Annotated in this window: 8 protein-coding genes and 1 pseudogene; all 9 read left to right on the top strand. The window is 53.6% G+C overall.

Annotation, left to right across the window (positions count from 1 at the left end; genetic code table 11):
- The first annotated feature begins 128 nt into the window (after nucleotides 1–128).
- Nucleotides 129–3,245, top strand: a complete 3,117-nt coding sequence (locus BM113_RS18070; RefSeq protein ID WP_177209215.1) for a PD-(D/E)XK nuclease family protein — start codon at nucleotides 129–131, stop codon at nucleotides 3,243–3,245.
- Nucleotides 3,242–7,171: a UvrD-helicase domain-containing protein gene (locus BM113_RS18065; protein WP_089789425.1), complete on the top strand. Its 3,930-nt coding sequence runs from the start codon at nucleotides 3,242–3,244 to the stop codon at nucleotides 7,169–7,171. Before BM113_RS18070 ends, BM113_RS18065 begins: the two co-directional genes overlap by 4 nt.
- Before the next feature lie 262 nt (nucleotides 7,172–7,433).
- The gene (locus BM113_RS18060; protein WP_089789424.1) at nucleotides 7,434–8,366 is read left to right on the top strand and encodes a nucleotidyltransferase-like protein; all 933 of its coding nucleotides are present in this window, start codon (nucleotides 7,434–7,436) and stop codon (nucleotides 8,364–8,366) included.
- Entirely contained in the window at nucleotides 8,347–8,964 is a 618-nt protein-coding gene (locus BM113_RS18055) for a Cap15 family cyclic dinucleotide receptor domain-containing protein (RefSeq protein WP_177209214.1), read from the top strand. Before BM113_RS18060 ends, BM113_RS18055 begins: the two co-directional genes overlap by 20 nt.
- A gap of 199 nt (nucleotides 8,965–9,163) precedes the next feature.
- Complete coding sequence (locus BM113_RS22005; protein ID WP_143095857.1) at nucleotides 9,164–10,834, top strand: hypothetical protein; 1,671 nt, start codon at nucleotides 9,164–9,166, stop codon at nucleotides 10,832–10,834.
- 146 nt (nucleotides 10,835–10,980) lie between these two features.
- Entirely contained in the window at nucleotides 10,981–11,172 is a 192-nt protein-coding gene (locus BM113_RS18045) for a hypothetical protein (protein ID WP_089789422.1), read from the top strand.
- Nucleotides 11,173–11,175: 3 nt separating this feature from the next.
- On the top strand, nucleotides 11,176–15,288 hold the full coding sequence (locus BM113_RS18040) for a class I SAM-dependent DNA methyltransferase (RefSeq protein ID WP_089789421.1): 4,113 nt from the start codon (nucleotides 11,176–11,178) through the stop codon (nucleotides 15,286–15,288).
- 42 nt (nucleotides 15,289–15,330) lie between these two features.
- Nucleotides 15,331–15,876, top strand: a complete 546-nt coding sequence (locus BM113_RS18035; RefSeq protein WP_089789420.1) for a TATA-box-binding protein — start codon at nucleotides 15,331–15,333, stop codon at nucleotides 15,874–15,876.
- A pseudogene (locus BM113_RS18030) lies at nucleotides 15,873–16,955 on the top strand (DEAD/DEAH box helicase); the annotation flags it as partial. The gene BM113_RS18035 and the pseudogene BM113_RS18030, both read left to right, overlap by 4 nt.
- Between the last annotated feature and the right edge of the window lie 94 nt (nucleotides 16,956–17,049).

Raw genomic sequence — 17,049 nt, 5'->3', positions numbered from 1 at the left:
ATGCAATGGCAACTCGCTGTCTGTTCTCTTCCGCCAACACACATCGAGGAAGAAGCAGTGCATTTCAGTGGGCCGTAAACAGAGCATCGGGGCTCCCGCATTCGGTTATGTATGTCTGCCCGCCAGAGGTGGATAGGGAGACGGTCGCCGAATCGTGGATGGAACACGGCTCAAAATTGGCGGTAGACCTTACGACGTTCGACGGCATCGTTGACCGACTGTACGAAGCATCGACTAACGAGGGTGAATCGACCTACGTATCGAGTGAAGAACGCCGTTGGATCGTCGAAACGGCTCTCACGCGTATCGATACACCCGAGAATCCGTTATTCACCGAAGACAGTCCAACCGTTGGACTCATCGAGCAAGCCGAAGAGCTCCTCTCGCTTTTGGAGTTCGCTGGTCTAAACACGCCGGAGGCAGTGGTGGAGCGGTTGAACGAAGTCGGGCTCGACGATCTCGTCGAACCGCTCTCTACGTTTGTTGAGGAAGTGCACTTCGTTCGGGAGAATTCGTTGAAGCAGCGCAAATCGTTTCGGAGTGAACGATACGCGCACGTGATTCTGAATGGCGATGAGTTGTGTTCTGCTGTACTCTCTGCCACGGACGTCGTGATCGTCGGCGCATTCCAGACATTGTCGCCGCTCGAACGGGATCTGATCGACACGCTCGCTTCGACGTACGATACCGCCGTCGTCTGCGCCCGGGTGACTGACTCGGAGGTTCCGAGTGGCGTTGACCGAGCGCTTGCACGGGTTCACACGTGGTACGAGTCACTCGGGTTCGAGCCACCTGAGCGATCAGATGATTCATCGACCGCTGTAGAGTCCACGAGTACCGATGTCGCAAGACGTTTGTATCGGTTTGGCTCACCGTCACCGTCCGAACGAACCACGGAACTCGACGTCGAATCTCTATCGTACCCAACAGTTCGACACGAGACGAGTGGAATCGCCCGCGAGATACGCTCGCTGATTGCCGAAGGTGTCGATCCCGACGAAATCTGTGTCGCCGTGTATGACTCAGATACGTACGCGGAACGGATCGGGCAAGCCCTCGACGCAGCGGACGTCCCAGTGAATTACGATCTCCCGCGACCGTTCTTTGCGACGACGACCGGGAAACTGTTCGAGGCCGCGTTGGATCTCGGCACTGAGCCGAATCGGCAGGAACCGCTCTGCCGGCTGCTAGCAAACCCGCTCGTCAATCCTTCCGACGATGGTAGCGTGAGCGAGATTATCCGGGAAGCGAGACGACTGGAATCGACCCGGATCGAAGCGCTTCAATCGCATCTCGACTCACCTGCCGACGAGATCGTCGAGGCAGTCGCAACATCGTGCGAGCGGTTCGCCGAGCGTTCTGATCATGGGCGCGCACGAGCGGCATTGTTCGAATCACTCGGTGTTCCAATCGATACGAGTGGTCTCGAACTCGATGACGAGTTTCCCTTTTCCGAGCGAGAACGTGCCCGTGAGACGTCCGCCCTCACCCTTTCCGCGCAAGTGTGTGACTCTCTGGCCTCGATGGACGGCGAAAATGACGCTGAAGGGCTTCGACGAGCGCTCGAACAGGTTACGGTCGAGAACACCGTGGGTAGGGCGTCCGGAAGCGTCCGGGTGTGTAGTCCGACCGAGGCGGCGTGGAACCCCTATTCACACGTGTTCATCCCCGGATTGACGACCGATCATACTCCGTCGCCGGCTCGACGTCTCGCGTTTACGCGGAGACTTAACGAATCTCACGTGGATTTCCAGTCCGCAGATCCCGTCCGACAGGCACGGTACACGTTCGGTCTGTTACTGGCCAGTGACGCTCAACTCCACCTGTCCAGACCCGAACGAAACGCGAACGGTGACCCGTACGTTCCGGCTGACGTTCTGAAGGAACTCCAGCGGGTGAGCGATACTGAAACGGAGTCGAGGGAGCGCTACGTTGCTCCCCCGGCGAGCAGAGAAGACGTTCATCGATCGCTCGCGGAAGCGCTCGAAACGGGTGGGATCAATTACGATCAGATCGACGCCGACGCCGATGCGTTCGACATCGAGATACCCGAGGCCGACGTCACGTCTCGTCTCCGACGCGGTGTGAAACTCGCCTCGGCACGTGCTAGAGCGGAGGTCGGAAAGTTCGATGGGCGCGTGACATCGGAGGTCGTTCGAGAGCTCCGCGAGAGGAACGCGCCATTCAGTCCGAGTCGGCTGGAGACGTACGCTGGCTGCGGGTTCAAATTCTACATGAACTCGGTTCTGGATATCGATGCCGACGAGGAAATCACGATCGAAGCCAACGCGCTCGACGCCGGGAACTACGTCCACGACGTGCTCGAAACGTTTTACCGAGAGTGGATCGCCGCCGGCCATCGATCGGTTACCGACGCGACACTCTCGGAGGCACAGGCCGTTCTGTACGACGTCGCCGTCGAGCGATTGGACGACCTGGACGCGAATCCGACAGTGTTCCACGGAACGTGGATCGAATCGCTGTTCGATGGACTCGAAGTAGAGGGGAACGCTCACGGCGATCCGGACGGACCCGCGGGGCTGTTCCGGCGGTTCCTCGATGCGGAGGTGGCGCTGTCGGCGACGCGGGCACAGCCCACGTACTTCGAAGCGCACGTCGGGATCGACGCCGACGATCCCGATGCGAACGTGATCTCGCCCGATCCGATTCAGCTTCCTGGAAGTTCCGTCAGTCTTCACGGGAAGATCGATCGTATCGACGTCACGGCGGACGGTGGCCTCGTGGCGTACGACTACAAGACGGGAAGCACGCCGAGTACAGGGGACACACTCGACGGGTACGCGTTCCAGCTCACGGCGTACCTTCTAATGGCCGAAGAGGCGCTCGACGGGGAGGCCGTGGGAGCGTCATATTATCAGGTGGATCCTGACTCGTCGATCTCGTACTGGGCGGGCACGATCGGTGCAGAAGACGACGCGAGTTACTACCGACACGAGACGGAGGATCCGTTGCGTCGGTATCGGACCCTCGAATTCGAGAGCCGTGAGGAGTTCCACGCGTTCCTCCGCGAGGAGGTGAGTGACCGTATCGAACGAGTTGCGACGGCGGTACGGGAAGGGACGTTCATCCCGACCATTCTCGGTCCGGATTCGGCCGGGTGCGAATACTGTGACTACCGCGACGCGTGTGACGTTCGCCATCACCGTCGCCACGAGATCCACGAGACGATCATCGACGATGGCGTTCCGAACTATATTCCGACAGCGGGGGTGAACGAACAGTGAGCGACGACGACGCGTTCACGCTCGAACCAGAGCAGCAGGCGGCAGCGCGGACGTTCGACCGAAACGTGAGCGTCGAGGCAGGGGCCGGGACGGGCAAAACGACGACACTCACCGAGCGCTACGTAACGATTCTTCGGGCACACATCGATGGTCCCGAAACACTGGCCGAAGACGTAGACGATGGCGAACCCTCTTACCGAATTCCGGACGACATTACACGGATTTCGGATCCCGAGGAGGCACGGCGGCTTCCCGAACGAATCGTCGTCACGACGTTCACCGAGCGCGCCGCAGAGGACCTGAAAGCGTCCATCCGGTCGAAACTCCGCGATCACCTCGACGAGATCGACGATCCGAATCGATGGGAACTGTGGCGCGCCGCCGCCGACGGCGTCGAATCGAGCTACGTCCACACGATCCACGGCTTCTGTAATCGTATCCTCCAGGAATACGCTATCTCGACGTCGGGTGTCGATCCCCAGTTCGAGGTTATCGAGGAGGACGACGCCGGATTGCTCGCGGCCACGGTAGTCACGGAGTTGATCGAAGAGGAGCCACCCGAAGTACGGACGCTCGCGCCGTTGTTCGATCGATCGAGACTCGGGGAGGTCCTCAGCGGACTCATCTCGGAACGCGAAATGACCGAGGCATGGATCGATGACTTCGATCGGTTTGAGGACGAAACCGAGTACGAAGCCTTCCTCGTCTCGATTCACCCGTTTTCCGCCGATCCCGAGACGATGCTCGAAGAGGTGATGAGCGACGTCGAAACGCTGTGCGAGATACTCCAAGACGACGCCGTGTGTGATCGAATCGGAACCCGATCGATGAAAAGCGTTGGACGGCCGTTGCAAGAGTGGTTCGACCGAGCATCCCGCGTCCCCGTCGAATCGCTCACTCCGTTCGAACGACTCTCGTTGTGTATCGATCTCTGCGACGCGCTCACGAACGGTGACAACGAAGCGTACGCCGAGGGGACGTACTTCGGGAACAAGGGCTTCCGAACCGGGAGCGGCGATGTCGAGGCTCAATACTCGGAGGCGATGACGGCAGTGCTCGCCGCGGTGGGCCCTGCCGGACAGCCGATCGACTCGGACATCGCGCCCGACCGAGAGGCGTACGAACTCCTGCGGTCGCTCGCCTCTCTCACGCGAACGGCTCTCGACCGATACGATCGTCGAAAGGAACGACGTGGCGTCCTGGACTACGACGACCTGATCAGACTCACGATCGACTTTCTCGAAAACGGAGACCAAACCGAAGTCGAACGCCTGCGATCCGACCTGCACTACGTGATGGTGGACGAGTTCCAGGACACGAACGATCTTCAGTGGCGACTGGTGAAGGCACTGGTCAGCAGTTCGACTGTGCGGGATTCGTCTACTGGCCGTCCGTTCGACGCCGATAACGTGTTCATCGTCGGGGACTCGAAACAGAGCATCTATCGATTCCGCGACGCCGACGTCACCGTTTTCGATACCGCCCGAGACACCCTCAGAACCGCGAACGTACGACACGGTACGCCCGACGATGGCCCACCGCTGGCGACGAACTTCCGGACGCTGCCGAAGCCCCTCGGGGCGATCAATGGCCTGTTCGACCACGTGTTCGAGTACGGAGGGCAGGAGCCGTTCGAAGCGGTCGCAGGGCCGCTTCGAGCTGGCCGAGAGAACAACCAGCAAATCGATCCCATCGTCGAATACGTGCCCGTTCCCGTGGACGACGATCTACGCGATCGCCTGTTGAAACCGAATCACGATCTTCACGAGCTGCCGGAGTCGGAGCCGGCCGACATCGAAGCGACCGCGATCGCCAGTCGGCTCGTCGAGTTGCTGAACGGGGACGTTCGAGTCACTGCTGACGATGCCGACTCGGGTGACAAAACCAACGTCGTCGAATCTGACGGTCGTGGCCGTCGGGTGGAACCCGACGACGTTGCGGTGCTGATTCGCTCGCGGAGCGATCTGAAGGATTACGAACGCGCGTTACGGGCGGCTTCGATCCCCTACACGGTGGTGAAAGGCGAGGGCTTTTTCGAGACGCCGGAGATCCGGGCGTTCGTCTCGTTATTCCGTGCGCTCGCTGACCCGTCCGACGAAGTCACGTTGTACGCTGCGCTCCGATCACCGCTGTGTGGGTTATCGGACGAGACGATCGCCCGCGTTCACGAACCCGGAACGTCGCTGTGGGAGAACCTTCGAACCACCGACGTGGAAGATGTACGGAGCGTCGCGGAGGACATCCAACGCTGGAGAGAGTACGCTGGAACGGCTGATAGCACGACCAGATCGCGGGTCGGAAGCTGGGTCGAACTCGCCGATCGAATCGTCGAGGAAACCGGCTATCTCGTGTCGATCACCGCCGACGAGCGAGGCGTCGCCGCCGTCGCCAACGTGGACAAGTTCCGCGAGAAGCTCCGGGAATTCGACGTCGCCGGCGTCCCGAGTCTGGACCGTGTCGTCGCTCGGCTGAACGAGCAATCCGAACAGGGTCGGACCGAGGCGGAGGCGAACGTCGCTGCGGAGGGAAGCGGCGTTCGAATCATGACGATCCACGAGGCGAAGGGTCAGGAGTTCCCCGTCGTCGTGGTCCCCGGAGTCAGCAAGGGGTTCACGGATCGCGGCCGGATTGCCAACGGCTCTGTCGAGTTCGAACTCGTCCCGATCGACGGCGAACGGCGACCAGTCCTCGGCCTCAACGTCCCAGGCGATTGGGGTGAGGACGACGAGGGGACGCTGTTGCGTGACATCGCACGAGAGCGACGTCGAGCCGAAGAGCGCGCCGAGGAGAAGCGAGTCCTGTACGTGGGGTGTACGCGAGCCGAAGACCACCTCATCCTTACCGGTCAACACACGAGCGATAGCGACAGCGAGACGGGAGTCACGCCGCCAGTTCCGACGGAGGCAGGTTCGATGCGCGACTGGATCCAGCCGACGCTGTTCGGCGTCGAGGACGACGCCGTCGAGTCCTGGACCAAACTCGAAGAGGACGGTCGATTCACGACGGAGTTAGACTACCAGCTCGACGGTGAAACCGGAACAGGAGAGTTCACCGTTCGACTCCCGCCCGTTACCGGAACGTACGACGGCGACGTCGAGCAGATCGAGCCGCAGACGCAGCGATCCAGGTACGAGTACGAACTTCCCTGGGAAATTAGGCTCTCTCCGTCTGCCCTCACCGGACTCGAAGACGGGAGCGTGGAGCTAACGGTGGACGACGTCGAGCGGTGCATTCGACCAACTACGACGGAGAAAGCGGAGACGCGAGAGACGAGTGACCGATCGCCGTCGGACGAACAGCCCGGCATCTCGGCAGCGTTCTTCGGTCAGGCAGTGCATCGACTCTGTGAGGTCCGACCGCCTCGCCAGACGTGGCGATCGTTTATCGAACAGGTGTTCGCAGAGGAACGATCGGTCGATTCAGATGAGATACTTCAGGCGAGTAGCGGTGATCTCGATGCGATCGAAGGTGCGGCCGAGTGTGCGATCACGTTTGTCGAGGATCTTCACGAACAGAGTGAGACGCTGGCCACGTACGACGAGTTCCCGATCGAACTGACGTTCCCGAACGGCGAACTCCAGGGATACATCGACCACCTGGTCGTCACACCAGACCAGTACCACGTCGTCGATTACAAGACGGATCGGAAGGGGGACGACGAAACTATTGAGGAGTTCCTCGATCGACGCGCTGCTCACCATGAGCCACAGGTGATGGCATACGCGGCCTCGTTGATGCAGGCCGATCCGGAGCGTGACGTTTTAGTGACGTTGTTCTTCACCGACGCCGATCGCACGCACACTTGGGAACCCAACGATGTGGAAGATGCCTACGAGGTTACGACCGAGAAAATTCGTTCGGCAGTTCATGAGGCGATCATGAATGCAGGTAGTCTAATCAACGCACAACTATCGACGGATTTGTAGTGGGGTAGTGTCCTCGATTTTGCGGGTTTAGTCCTCAGAGAACAGTTCGCATATTCAATCAGCTGATGACTACTTTGACCTAACCGGTAAAGATATATTCGAATTTTAGCCCTATCCTTCGTAGGGAAGAACAGGATAAACCCAAGAGAATAGCTACAACGCGGCAACTTCCACTTCCACAAAGGTAGGAAATCATTTAAGTAGGTTACAAACTAATAGTCTCGATAATGAGAACAGTTGGATCCCGGAGGGAAAACAAATAATGCCTATTCCGGAATCAAAGTTCAACGACTGGCACAAAACAGGTGCTGACAAAGGATCCAAAGAGGCCGCCGATAAAATCGAGTGGTTACTTACTATGGATCGATCCCCGGTAAAGCAAAGCGACGGCTCCTTCACCGTTCTTCGACAGGGGTCATACAAGAATACCACACACACCTATGGGAGTAGCGACGTCGATATCATTGCTAAACTCACATCGGCATGGACGCGAGATCTATCCGAATTGGATGACGACGAAAGAGAACTGTATCATAGTCACCATGGCACACCTGATTACGGATACGACGAGTTTGCAGACGACGTCTGGCAGTGGCTCACGAAACAGTTCGATAGCAGTTACATCTCGTGGAATGGGAAGGCCATCGAAATCAACAGTGAAAGTAATCGACTCAGTGTAGATGTTGATCTCGTCCCATGTATCGAACACCGGTACTATACCAGTTATCCGGGTTACGAACAGGGAGAATATATTTCCGGGATGGCCTTCGAACCACGTTTCTCTGACGAAATCATCATTAACTACCCGACAGAACACTACAAAAACGGGTGCGACAAGCATAGCAACTACAAAGAGACTGTACGAATCTTCAAGAACGCCCGAGACTACTACAACGACCATTTTGATACATTTTGGACGATCAGCGCTCACTCGTACGGCATCGAATGCCTCATCTATAATGTCCCGGAGGACATTCTAAAACGATCTAGTCGGTCAGATCGTTTTGATGAAGCGCTCACGCATCTCCAAAATGCAGACTTCACCGAGTTTGATCAGGTCTCCGAAATGGAGCCGTTATTTGGTGACAGCAACACACAGTGGAATACAACCGAAGCAAACGAACTCATAACCCGGCTTCGAGAGATGTGGAACGACTGGTACGACAAGAAAAAGAATGCACAACTTTTCCACTGATCAGACCAATCGCCACCGTCGATACATCCTCATCGGCATTCTCACCGCGGTAATTTATCTTGGTGCCATAGAACTCTTCGGACCTATCCTCGGGTTGTCGTTAGGTGTTATATCCACAATTCTTTATCTCTTGTTCACAAAGTATCTCTGGAAGTGGGACTTACTGCACGACCACGGACTGGTTGCTGTTCCAGACTTGAACGGGACGTGGAAAGGATATCTCTACACATCGGCAGATGAAGAGCTTATACCTGAGGATCAGATTGTCACTACGGGTCAGCAGATAGATGGGTTGACGAAACAGGAGACCAGTATCGACATTGACCAAACGTGGGACAAAATCCTTGTAACACTGGATGGGCCAGAATCACCGTCGTATAGCCGAGCAGCAACAATCTTAGTAAAAGAGAAAGCTTGGCCCACATTGTCGTACAATTATTGGAATGAAGGCAGCCAGACGAATGAGGACTTGGATCCACACTACGGGTCTGCTATTCTGGAGTACGATGAAGAGGAGGATAAATTGGAGGGAAAGTACTATAATCGCCCGGATCAGCGCGGGACACACGGGATTCTAGAGCTGTATCGAAAAAACTGAAACAAGAATTAATGTGATAATTCGATCCTTCGCCAATAGCAACTTTCCGCATCATGCTCAGAGGACACAAATTTCGGGAAGAAATCCTTGTAGCTATCACTGAATAGTCAATTAGCTCAGATTTTAGAAGAACACCTATAATCACAGATTTCGTACCTGTCAGTATGCCCGTGTTGGGCTGAGAAAACACCACCAACACATGAAGAGAGAAAATCCGCTTACTGGCCTTTCAGCTGAAGTAGCAGCAGTTACTCTCGCCACATCACTGTATCTCAACATCAGGTACAACGTGATATCACTGACACTTGAAGAAACCATAGTTCTCGTGGTTTGTTCCGTTCTCGGATTTTGGTGGGGATATAACCGCATTGAAGAATCCGGCATTACGCACGGAACCTTGATCTGGCATCGAATTGTAAAACCAGGTACCAGAGCCACTAAGTGTACTCTTCACGATCTCGCCCAACGTATTGTTGCTTTTGACTTCCTCGTTAAATTTGGGGAGGAGACAAAAGACATCCAACAAGCCCAGAAGATTGTTTCAGACTTCGAAACAATTGCGTTCGACGAACTGGCAATGGACGAAGAACTCCGACCCAGTCCTGCGGTTAGAGAACAATTGGCCGACGAGATTTCTACAGAAACCTCACTATTTAAGCGAGATGGCTACCGGCGCATCGCTAATATCTTGTTTGAGGAACAATCTAAAGATGAAGAGAAAATCCGTCTCATCCTTGTTTTCTGTCGTGAACACGTCAAAGCAGGTGATTCTCTGGAAACCGGGGAGACAATTCACGACATCAAATCAGGAATCACTCGTGCTCTATCGACCTCAAGCTGCGATTTTGAACAGCAGAACGAAACCGCTGAATGGCTTCTTACTGCCTATGGAAACGCTTACGATGCGATTCATCATGACCACTCACTCTATGCTGATCCATTAACTGGCACACCTGAAGACGACCTGAATGAATATTACTCGGCTTTCATTGAAAGCTTCCTGCCCTTCCGCGATCGTCATGCGCTCTCTGAAGAACTATTCTCCACCATTATCGAAGTGGTCGATCGAGGTGAATTAGACCAATCAGCTGTCGCCAAAGACGTTCACGATTTGATTGAGAAAGAAAAGCAGCGAGTACGCTCTGAATTCGAGAATAGGGATGCCTATCTGTTGATGTCATGGGGAGGCGTCCTCTCAAAATATCAGAGTCCAGAACTCAGAGAGACTCTGCAAGACAAGTACCCAAACCACATTGATTTCGGGAGAAAAGGCAACGAAAGTGAGGTTTCTGATCTACCTGAGGCTATCAAGCTTACGTTCCACATCATCTTCACTGAGCGCCACTTTTCTTCTGCCGACGAGTTTCTTGAGGACGTTCTCAAATTCATACCTGATAATAAGATTGAGTCTGGATTCGTTACTGCATATAAACTGGAGATCACCGACCCAGCGTATGAACCTGAGCGGAGTGATGTAGAGGCTATCGTGCCAGACGAGGCAAAGAAGCAACTAGATCTGATCGAGTTCCTTGAGACTGGGACGGGGTCGCGTGCTATTACTGAGACTGCGATAGACAACTTGCTGGGTAGAAAGGTGGAAGTGAACGAATTGCTGGCTGCTATTCCTGCAAATGTGTTTGTTGAAGCCACTCCAAAACAGGAGGACGCATTCAACGGAGCATACAAGGATATTAAACAAGATTTGAAGATCAACAATCTGTATGATTGGGCTCGGTATGAGCCGGAAGAAGTAGTAGACGCGGTAGTGGAAAACGTAGAAGAAGACGTGGCATCGGAGGAAGAGTGGCTAGAGATTTCTGAGCAACTGGTTGTAAGTGCGAAACAGTGCGAGCGAGCAGCGACTACGTAGTGTTTAGCTCACTTCTACCTCTTTGTTCCACGTCTTATCTACGCATCAATCCCCTTCTGATTTTACTCTCTCAAAAGGGGTTCTACGATCACTTCGTAGACTAAGTAAAGACTATATGGGTTCGATTGATACGTCACGCTATCAAAATGACCCGGAAACAAGTCGGTCGAAACACCGGGAATTCGGGCCGGATCAACGTCTCCGGGTCTGAATTGGAAAAACTCGGCTTGGACATCGGCGACGACGTCGAAGTGGACGTCGCTGACGCCAAGGAAGTCGCACACGCACTGATCGACAGCAAGGATTCCGAAGAATTCCTCATCGTTACCCCAGTTTAAGACATGCAAACGGCACTCACCTACCGCACGAACCGGGACCTGTTCTCCAACCACTACCTCGACGAGCACCTCCCCGAAACGGAGGAATGGGACGAGGTCAGCGACGAAAAACTGGAAGCTGCATACGAAGACATCAAAGACCTCTGGGAGCGCGAAAAGGCGACTGCCCCGAAGCGCAACGAGTCGCAGCTGGAAGAGAAGTTCATCCGGCCGATGTTCAGGAAGTTGGGCATCCCCTTCGAGGTCGAGGAAAGTACCAGTCGCACCCAGCGCCGCCCGGACTACGGGTTCTTCGAAACCGAGGATGCCGCCCGGAAAGCGTTCGAGCGGCGGGAAGAGGGTGGAGACTTCTACAAGAACGCGACTGCTGTCGCCGACGCGAAGCGATGGGGACGTCCGCTCGATACGCGCGGCAGCGGCGAACACGAACGCGACTTCGAGAACCCGAGCTACCAGATCCACGTCTACCTGCAGGAGACTCCTGCTCGGTGGGCCGTTCTGACCAACGGGAAGAAGTGGCGGCTCTACTACGGTCCCACGAGCCACCGTCTCGACTCCTACTACGAGGTCGATCTCCCGGCTATCATTGAGAAGGGCGATCTTGAGGACTTTAAGTACTTCTACCTCTTCTTCCGACACGAGGCGTTCCTCGAAGACGCCGGCGGGGACAGTTTTCTCGATGACGTCTACGACGAGTCCAACGTCTTCGCTCAGGAGTTGGGAGAGGACCTACAGGACAACATCTACGAGGCGATCAAGATCTTATCGGAGGGGTTCCTACAGTACCCCGATAACGACCTTAGTGAGGACGACCTCGACTTGATTCACGACTCCTCGCTCATCTACCTGTACCGGCTCATCTTCGTGCTGTACGCAGAAGCCGAGGGTCGTGACCTCCTCGACACTGACAACGAGATTTATGAACACTCATACAGCCTGAACTCGCTCAAGCAGGAGGTCGCCGAGGAGATCGACAGTGGTGATCCGAAGTACCGCGACTGGCAAGACAACCTCTGGGACCGACTGGACGAGCTGTTCAAGCTCATTGACCAAGGAAGCAAGTCCCGAGGCATCCCAGAAGAAGATCTCTACATTCCGGCGTACAACGGCGGGTTGTTCCGGACTGATCCCGACGAAGACGACAGCCCGGAAGCTCGATTCCTCGCCGAACACACGGCCGGTGATGCCTACCTGGCGAAGGTCATTGAACTCCTGACGCGGAGCAAGAACGGCAACGGTGGCGGAAAGATCTTCGTCGATTACTCCTCACTTGACGTCCGTCACCTCGGAAGTATCTACGAGGGACTACTGGAGTATCAATTAAACGTTGCTGACGAGCCTTTGGCGCTGGACGATGGTGAGTATGTAAGCGCTGATGAGGACGACGACGTTGTCGTGCAGGAAGATGAAGTGTACCTTACGACAGATAGCGGCGAACGGAAAGCCACTGGATCGTACTACACGCCCGAGTACGTTGTAGAGTACATCGTTGAGAACACGCTGGGACCGCTCGTCGAAGACATTCGAATGGACCTTGCCGGTCAAAGTGCCTTCGATGAAGGGGGATTCGCTGCTGAATTCGCTGAAAGAGTGTTCGAACTGAGGATCTTAGACCCAGCGATGGGGAGCGGTCACTTCCTCACTAGCGCGGTTGACTACTTGGCCCGTGAGATCATTGACGCCCAAGAAAAGCAGGCAGCACAAGAAGGTATCGAGACGGTTGATGAGGAGCACGATATCAATTGGGCACGCCGGCAAGTCGCCCAGCGTTGTATCTACGGTGTGGATCTAAATCCACTCGCTGTGGAACTAGCGAAGGTGTCACTGTGGCTTCGGACTCTTGCAGCCGAACAACCGCTCGCGTTCCTTGACCACCATCTGAAGACCGGGAATTCACTCGTTGGGAGCGATATAGAGGAAATAGAGGAACTGGAGTCAGATAGCGGTGGCGACGGGCAGAACGCCTCGCTCGCAGACTTCGGTATTGCCCGGAAGGGGACGATGGAGCAGCTGATGCGAATCTACGAGGACTTCATCGCCATCGAGAACCAGGAACTCGCGGATGTCAAGGAGATGGAGTCCAAGTACGACGAATTCGAACAGAACAAGCTTCGGCAGCGACTTGAGGCGATAGCAAATGTAGCTACAGCAGCCGATTTTGGCTTAGGTGAGATACCTAGTGATGCCTACGAGAGAATGGCTGCTGCTTTGGATGAGGATGAAAAATGGAAAGAAATTGAAGGGATGCAATGGTTCCGTACGGCTCAGAAATGGGCATCACAGGACTACTACTTCCACTGGAAGCTTGAGTATCCTGAGGTATTCTATGGTACCGATGGTAGTCAAAAGGACAAATCCGGATTTGACGCAGTAATTGGAAACCCCCCTTACATTCGTTCTCGGTCTCTCAATGACTTCCAAAAATCATACTTTAAGACAAAGTATGATTCGACGACTGGACGTTGGGATATTTATTGCCTATTCACAGAAATGGGAATCGAGATCTGTAATGGTTCAATCTCATACATACAGCCATCCATGTTCTTGAGAAGGCCCTACGGGGAAGGTCTCAGAAAGGTCATCAGCGAACACTCCCACGTAACCGAAATTGTTGAACTATCCGATGTTCAGGTGTTCGGTGAAGCGACAAACTACGTATGTATAATTTCTTTATCTAATTCAGCTAATGATGATGAGTTTGTAGTTTATACCCCTGATTCAAATAATTACGAAACTCTTGATCGAGAAGAAATGCAGAATTATACACTCAAGAATTCAGAACTCTCCAAAAAGCCGTGGGACGTAATTCCTGCTCCAGTAGCAAATGTACTTGACTCGATGAGCGGTGAGTTTGTCACCTTGGATAATGTAACTAAGTCTATATCCCAAGGTATTGACACATCTAAGGATGAAGTCTATTTCGTGGACCCTGAAACCGTGGGGGAATATAATCTTGAAGAAGAAATTCTAAAACCAGTCTTGAAGGGTCAAGATGTCAAACGGTACGAACCTCCAAAAACGGATCTAAAATCGATCTACCCCTATGAAAATAATCAGGTTATCCCAGAAAGACGAATGAAAACTGAGTTCCCGAATACTTGGGAGTATTTAAAAGAAAATGAGGAGAAAGTTCGAAGTCGGACTCATGTGATGAATTCGAATCGGAATTGGTATGAACTCTGGTGTGAGAGGCATTCCGACATTTACCAGAACCCCAAGATTTTGACACCCGAGATCTCCGATAAGAGTAACTTTACTGCAGATACAGGTGACAAAAATTACTACTTTAATACGAAGGTGAAGAGCATACGCGTTACTGAGGATTATGATCTAAAATTCCTACTTGGATTATTAAATTCTGAACTTCTAGAGTTCATTTACAGAGGTATTTCACCTCAGAAACGAGGAGGGTTTCGGGCTTACAAAACGGGTTTTCTACATGAACTCCAAGTTCCGACAGATGTAGATCAAGAAATAATCCGTGCTGTGGATAACATCCTAGAGAATAAAAAGAAAATGAGCGAGATCAACGTTAATCTCTCTGATTATTTAGGTAGTTATTCGTGGGGTCCATCTCTACAAGATATTCCAGGGTATCAACCGCCTAAGGGCGTCGGAGATACAATCCTAAGCGCCACAAGCAAAGATCAGGACAGTCTTCGTATTGGTGACGTTCATGTCGCCTCAGCAGACACAAAAACAACTGTATACGCATCAGCGAGGTACAAGCCAGAGGAGCCCGACGATTACGAAACTGATCAATGGGGATACACCGAAACAGAAAAATTTGCTGCGCTAGAGTTCGTAGGAATTGACCAAGAGCGTGAGGATCTTCTGAAGGAATTTGTCCCGTACGCCGTTGAGAAAGGAGATGGGTTTGCTGGGTTCCGTGAGAAGGCGACTAAGACGAATTCCCCTATCAACCGTCTTGAAAAACTCACCCTTCCTGAATACGAGGATATTGAAGACTCCTTCCGCAATTTCAGGAAGAAGAAGAGCCAATATAAGGAATTAGAAACAGAAGTTAAAAAATTAGAACAAAAAATCAACGACCGAGTCTACGAGCTTTATGGGCTCTCTGAAGACAAGATTAAGACGGTGCAAGAAGGGGTTTAGTCGTATAAAGTTGGAAACCGCCAAATCACACGTACCACCCAAATGGATAACCTAAAAACCGTGAATATCGTTGCTGTTGGCCTCTTGGAACAGGAGTTTGATTTAAACTATTTAGCTACTTCTTTGACTGGAAATACTCGGTATGAACCGGAGATGCATCCTGGCCTATATTTATATACTGATGACGGCTTGGCAATCCTCTACCGTACTGGCAAATTCATTGTTACTGGCTCTAAGTCCAGGGAAGGAGTCAATTGTTCAAAGGAAAATATGATAAGTATCTTGTCTGAGATTACCCAGTGCTCTGTGAACCTACAAGAGTTTGAAATCTGTAATTATGTACTCTCTGGCGATTTAGGTATGGAGCTGGAATTAAGTTCGATTTCTGTGGGATTGGGCTTAGAAAGGACTGAGTATGACCCGGACTCCCTTGCCGCGGTCTTGTATACACCGGACCAAGCTGATTGTACAATAATGATATTCCGGTCTGGAAAGGTGAATATTGTGGGCGAAAGTAGCAAAGCAAGGTCTAAGCAAGCCTTCCGAGAACTTCATAATAAAATCAGGTCCCTCATGGATGAAAAATGACTAGCTTCGAGGTCGGTGACCACGTCAAGTTCGCCGGCGGGCAGGGTGAAATCACCAAAATCGAGGACCGCCCGAATGGAGGGCAACTCCTCCACGTCTACACCACAGAAGGACAGCTTCGCAAACTGCCCAGTGGACTTCCCCACATTGAGCGGATCGACTCCATCGCTGACCGTTTGGCAGCGAAACAGATCGATGCCCCGCTTCACCACGACCTCCGAGAACGTGCGACCCGCCTCGACCTCGCGTACCGATACGACCGCTTCCTGTCGCTGACGAACAACCGTATTGAGATAGAACCGTACCAGGTCCAGGCGGCTTACGAGATTCTGAACTCGTACGACCATAGATATCTCATCGGTGACGAAGTCGGGCTCGGGAAGACCATCGAGGCCGGCATCGTCATCGAAGAACTCATCGCCCGCGAGCGCGCACAGCGTGTGCTCATCGTCGCTCCTGCACCGCTCGTCGTCCAGTGGCAGGAGGAGATGCGCGAGAAGTTCGATCGGAACTTCGTCATCTACGACCGCGAGACAGTCCGCTCACACCGAAAATCCCACCCGAATCAGAACGTCTGGCTACAGGAGGACCTCATCATCACCTCCATCGACTTCGCCAAGCAGGACGACATGCTGGAGGCCCTGCGAAACCTCGACGTTCCCTGGGATGCCGCCGTGTTCGACGAAGCACACCATCTCACTGCCCGGCGGTCCAGCGACGATTCGATCGAACGCACACAGCGGTACATGGTCGGTGAGGCCGTCGCCGAGAACTCCGACGCGCTCCTGCTGCTGACCGGGACACCCCACAAGGGGAAGTCTGACCAGTTCTACTTCCTCGTTAGCCTGCTTGATCCCTACCGCTTCAGCCACGAATCTCAGATCAATCCCGACGCACTGGACGACCTGATGATCCGTCGGCTGAAGGACGATATGTACGAAACCGACGGGACTCGCATGTTTCCCGAGAAAAACATCGAGGCGCTCGGGGTAGACATGTCGCCAGCCGAGCGGAAGCTGTACGACGACGTCACCGAGTACATTCGAGAGTACTACAATCTCGCTCAGCAGGAAGAGAACTGCTTTGTTGAATAGCTTCTGAATGGTAGTTAGAGAGGCTCACAGAGCTTTTCTATGTTGATGATGGCGAACATGAGGACAATTTCACGGAACT

Origin of the sequence: Natronobacterium haloterrestre (assembly GCF_900112205.1) — an archaeon.
Classification (GTDB): domain Archaea; phylum Halobacteriota; class Halobacteria; order Halobacteriales; family Natrialbaceae; genus Natronobacterium; species Natronobacterium haloterrestre.
This window is presented reverse-complemented; position numbering and strand designations above follow the sequence as displayed.

What these genes read in the sequence shown, in the direction of transcription:
- BM113_RS18035 (WP_089789420.1), top strand. Translation starts at nt 15,331, where the DNA reads ATGGATAACCTAAAAACCGTGAATATCGTTGCTGTTGGCCTCTTGGAA.
- BM113_RS18045 (WP_089789422.1), top strand. Translation starts at nt 10,981, where the DNA reads ATGACCCGGAAACAAGTCGGTCGAAACACCGGGAATTCGGGCCGGATC.
- BM113_RS18055 (WP_177209214.1), top strand. Translation starts at nt 8,347, where the DNA reads ATGCACAACTTTTCCACTGATCAGACCAATCGCCACCGTCGATACATC.
- BM113_RS18060 (WP_089789424.1), top strand. Translation starts at nt 7,434, where the DNA reads ATGCCTATTCCGGAATCAAAGTTCAACGACTGGCACAAAACAGGTGCT.
- BM113_RS18040 (WP_089789421.1), top strand. Translation starts at nt 11,176, where the DNA reads ATGCAAACGGCACTCACCTACCGCACGAACCGGGACCTGTTCTCCAAC.
- BM113_RS22005 (WP_143095857.1), top strand. Translation starts at nt 9,164, where the DNA reads ATGAAGAGAGAAAATCCGCTTACTGGCCTTTCAGCTGAAGTAGCAGCA.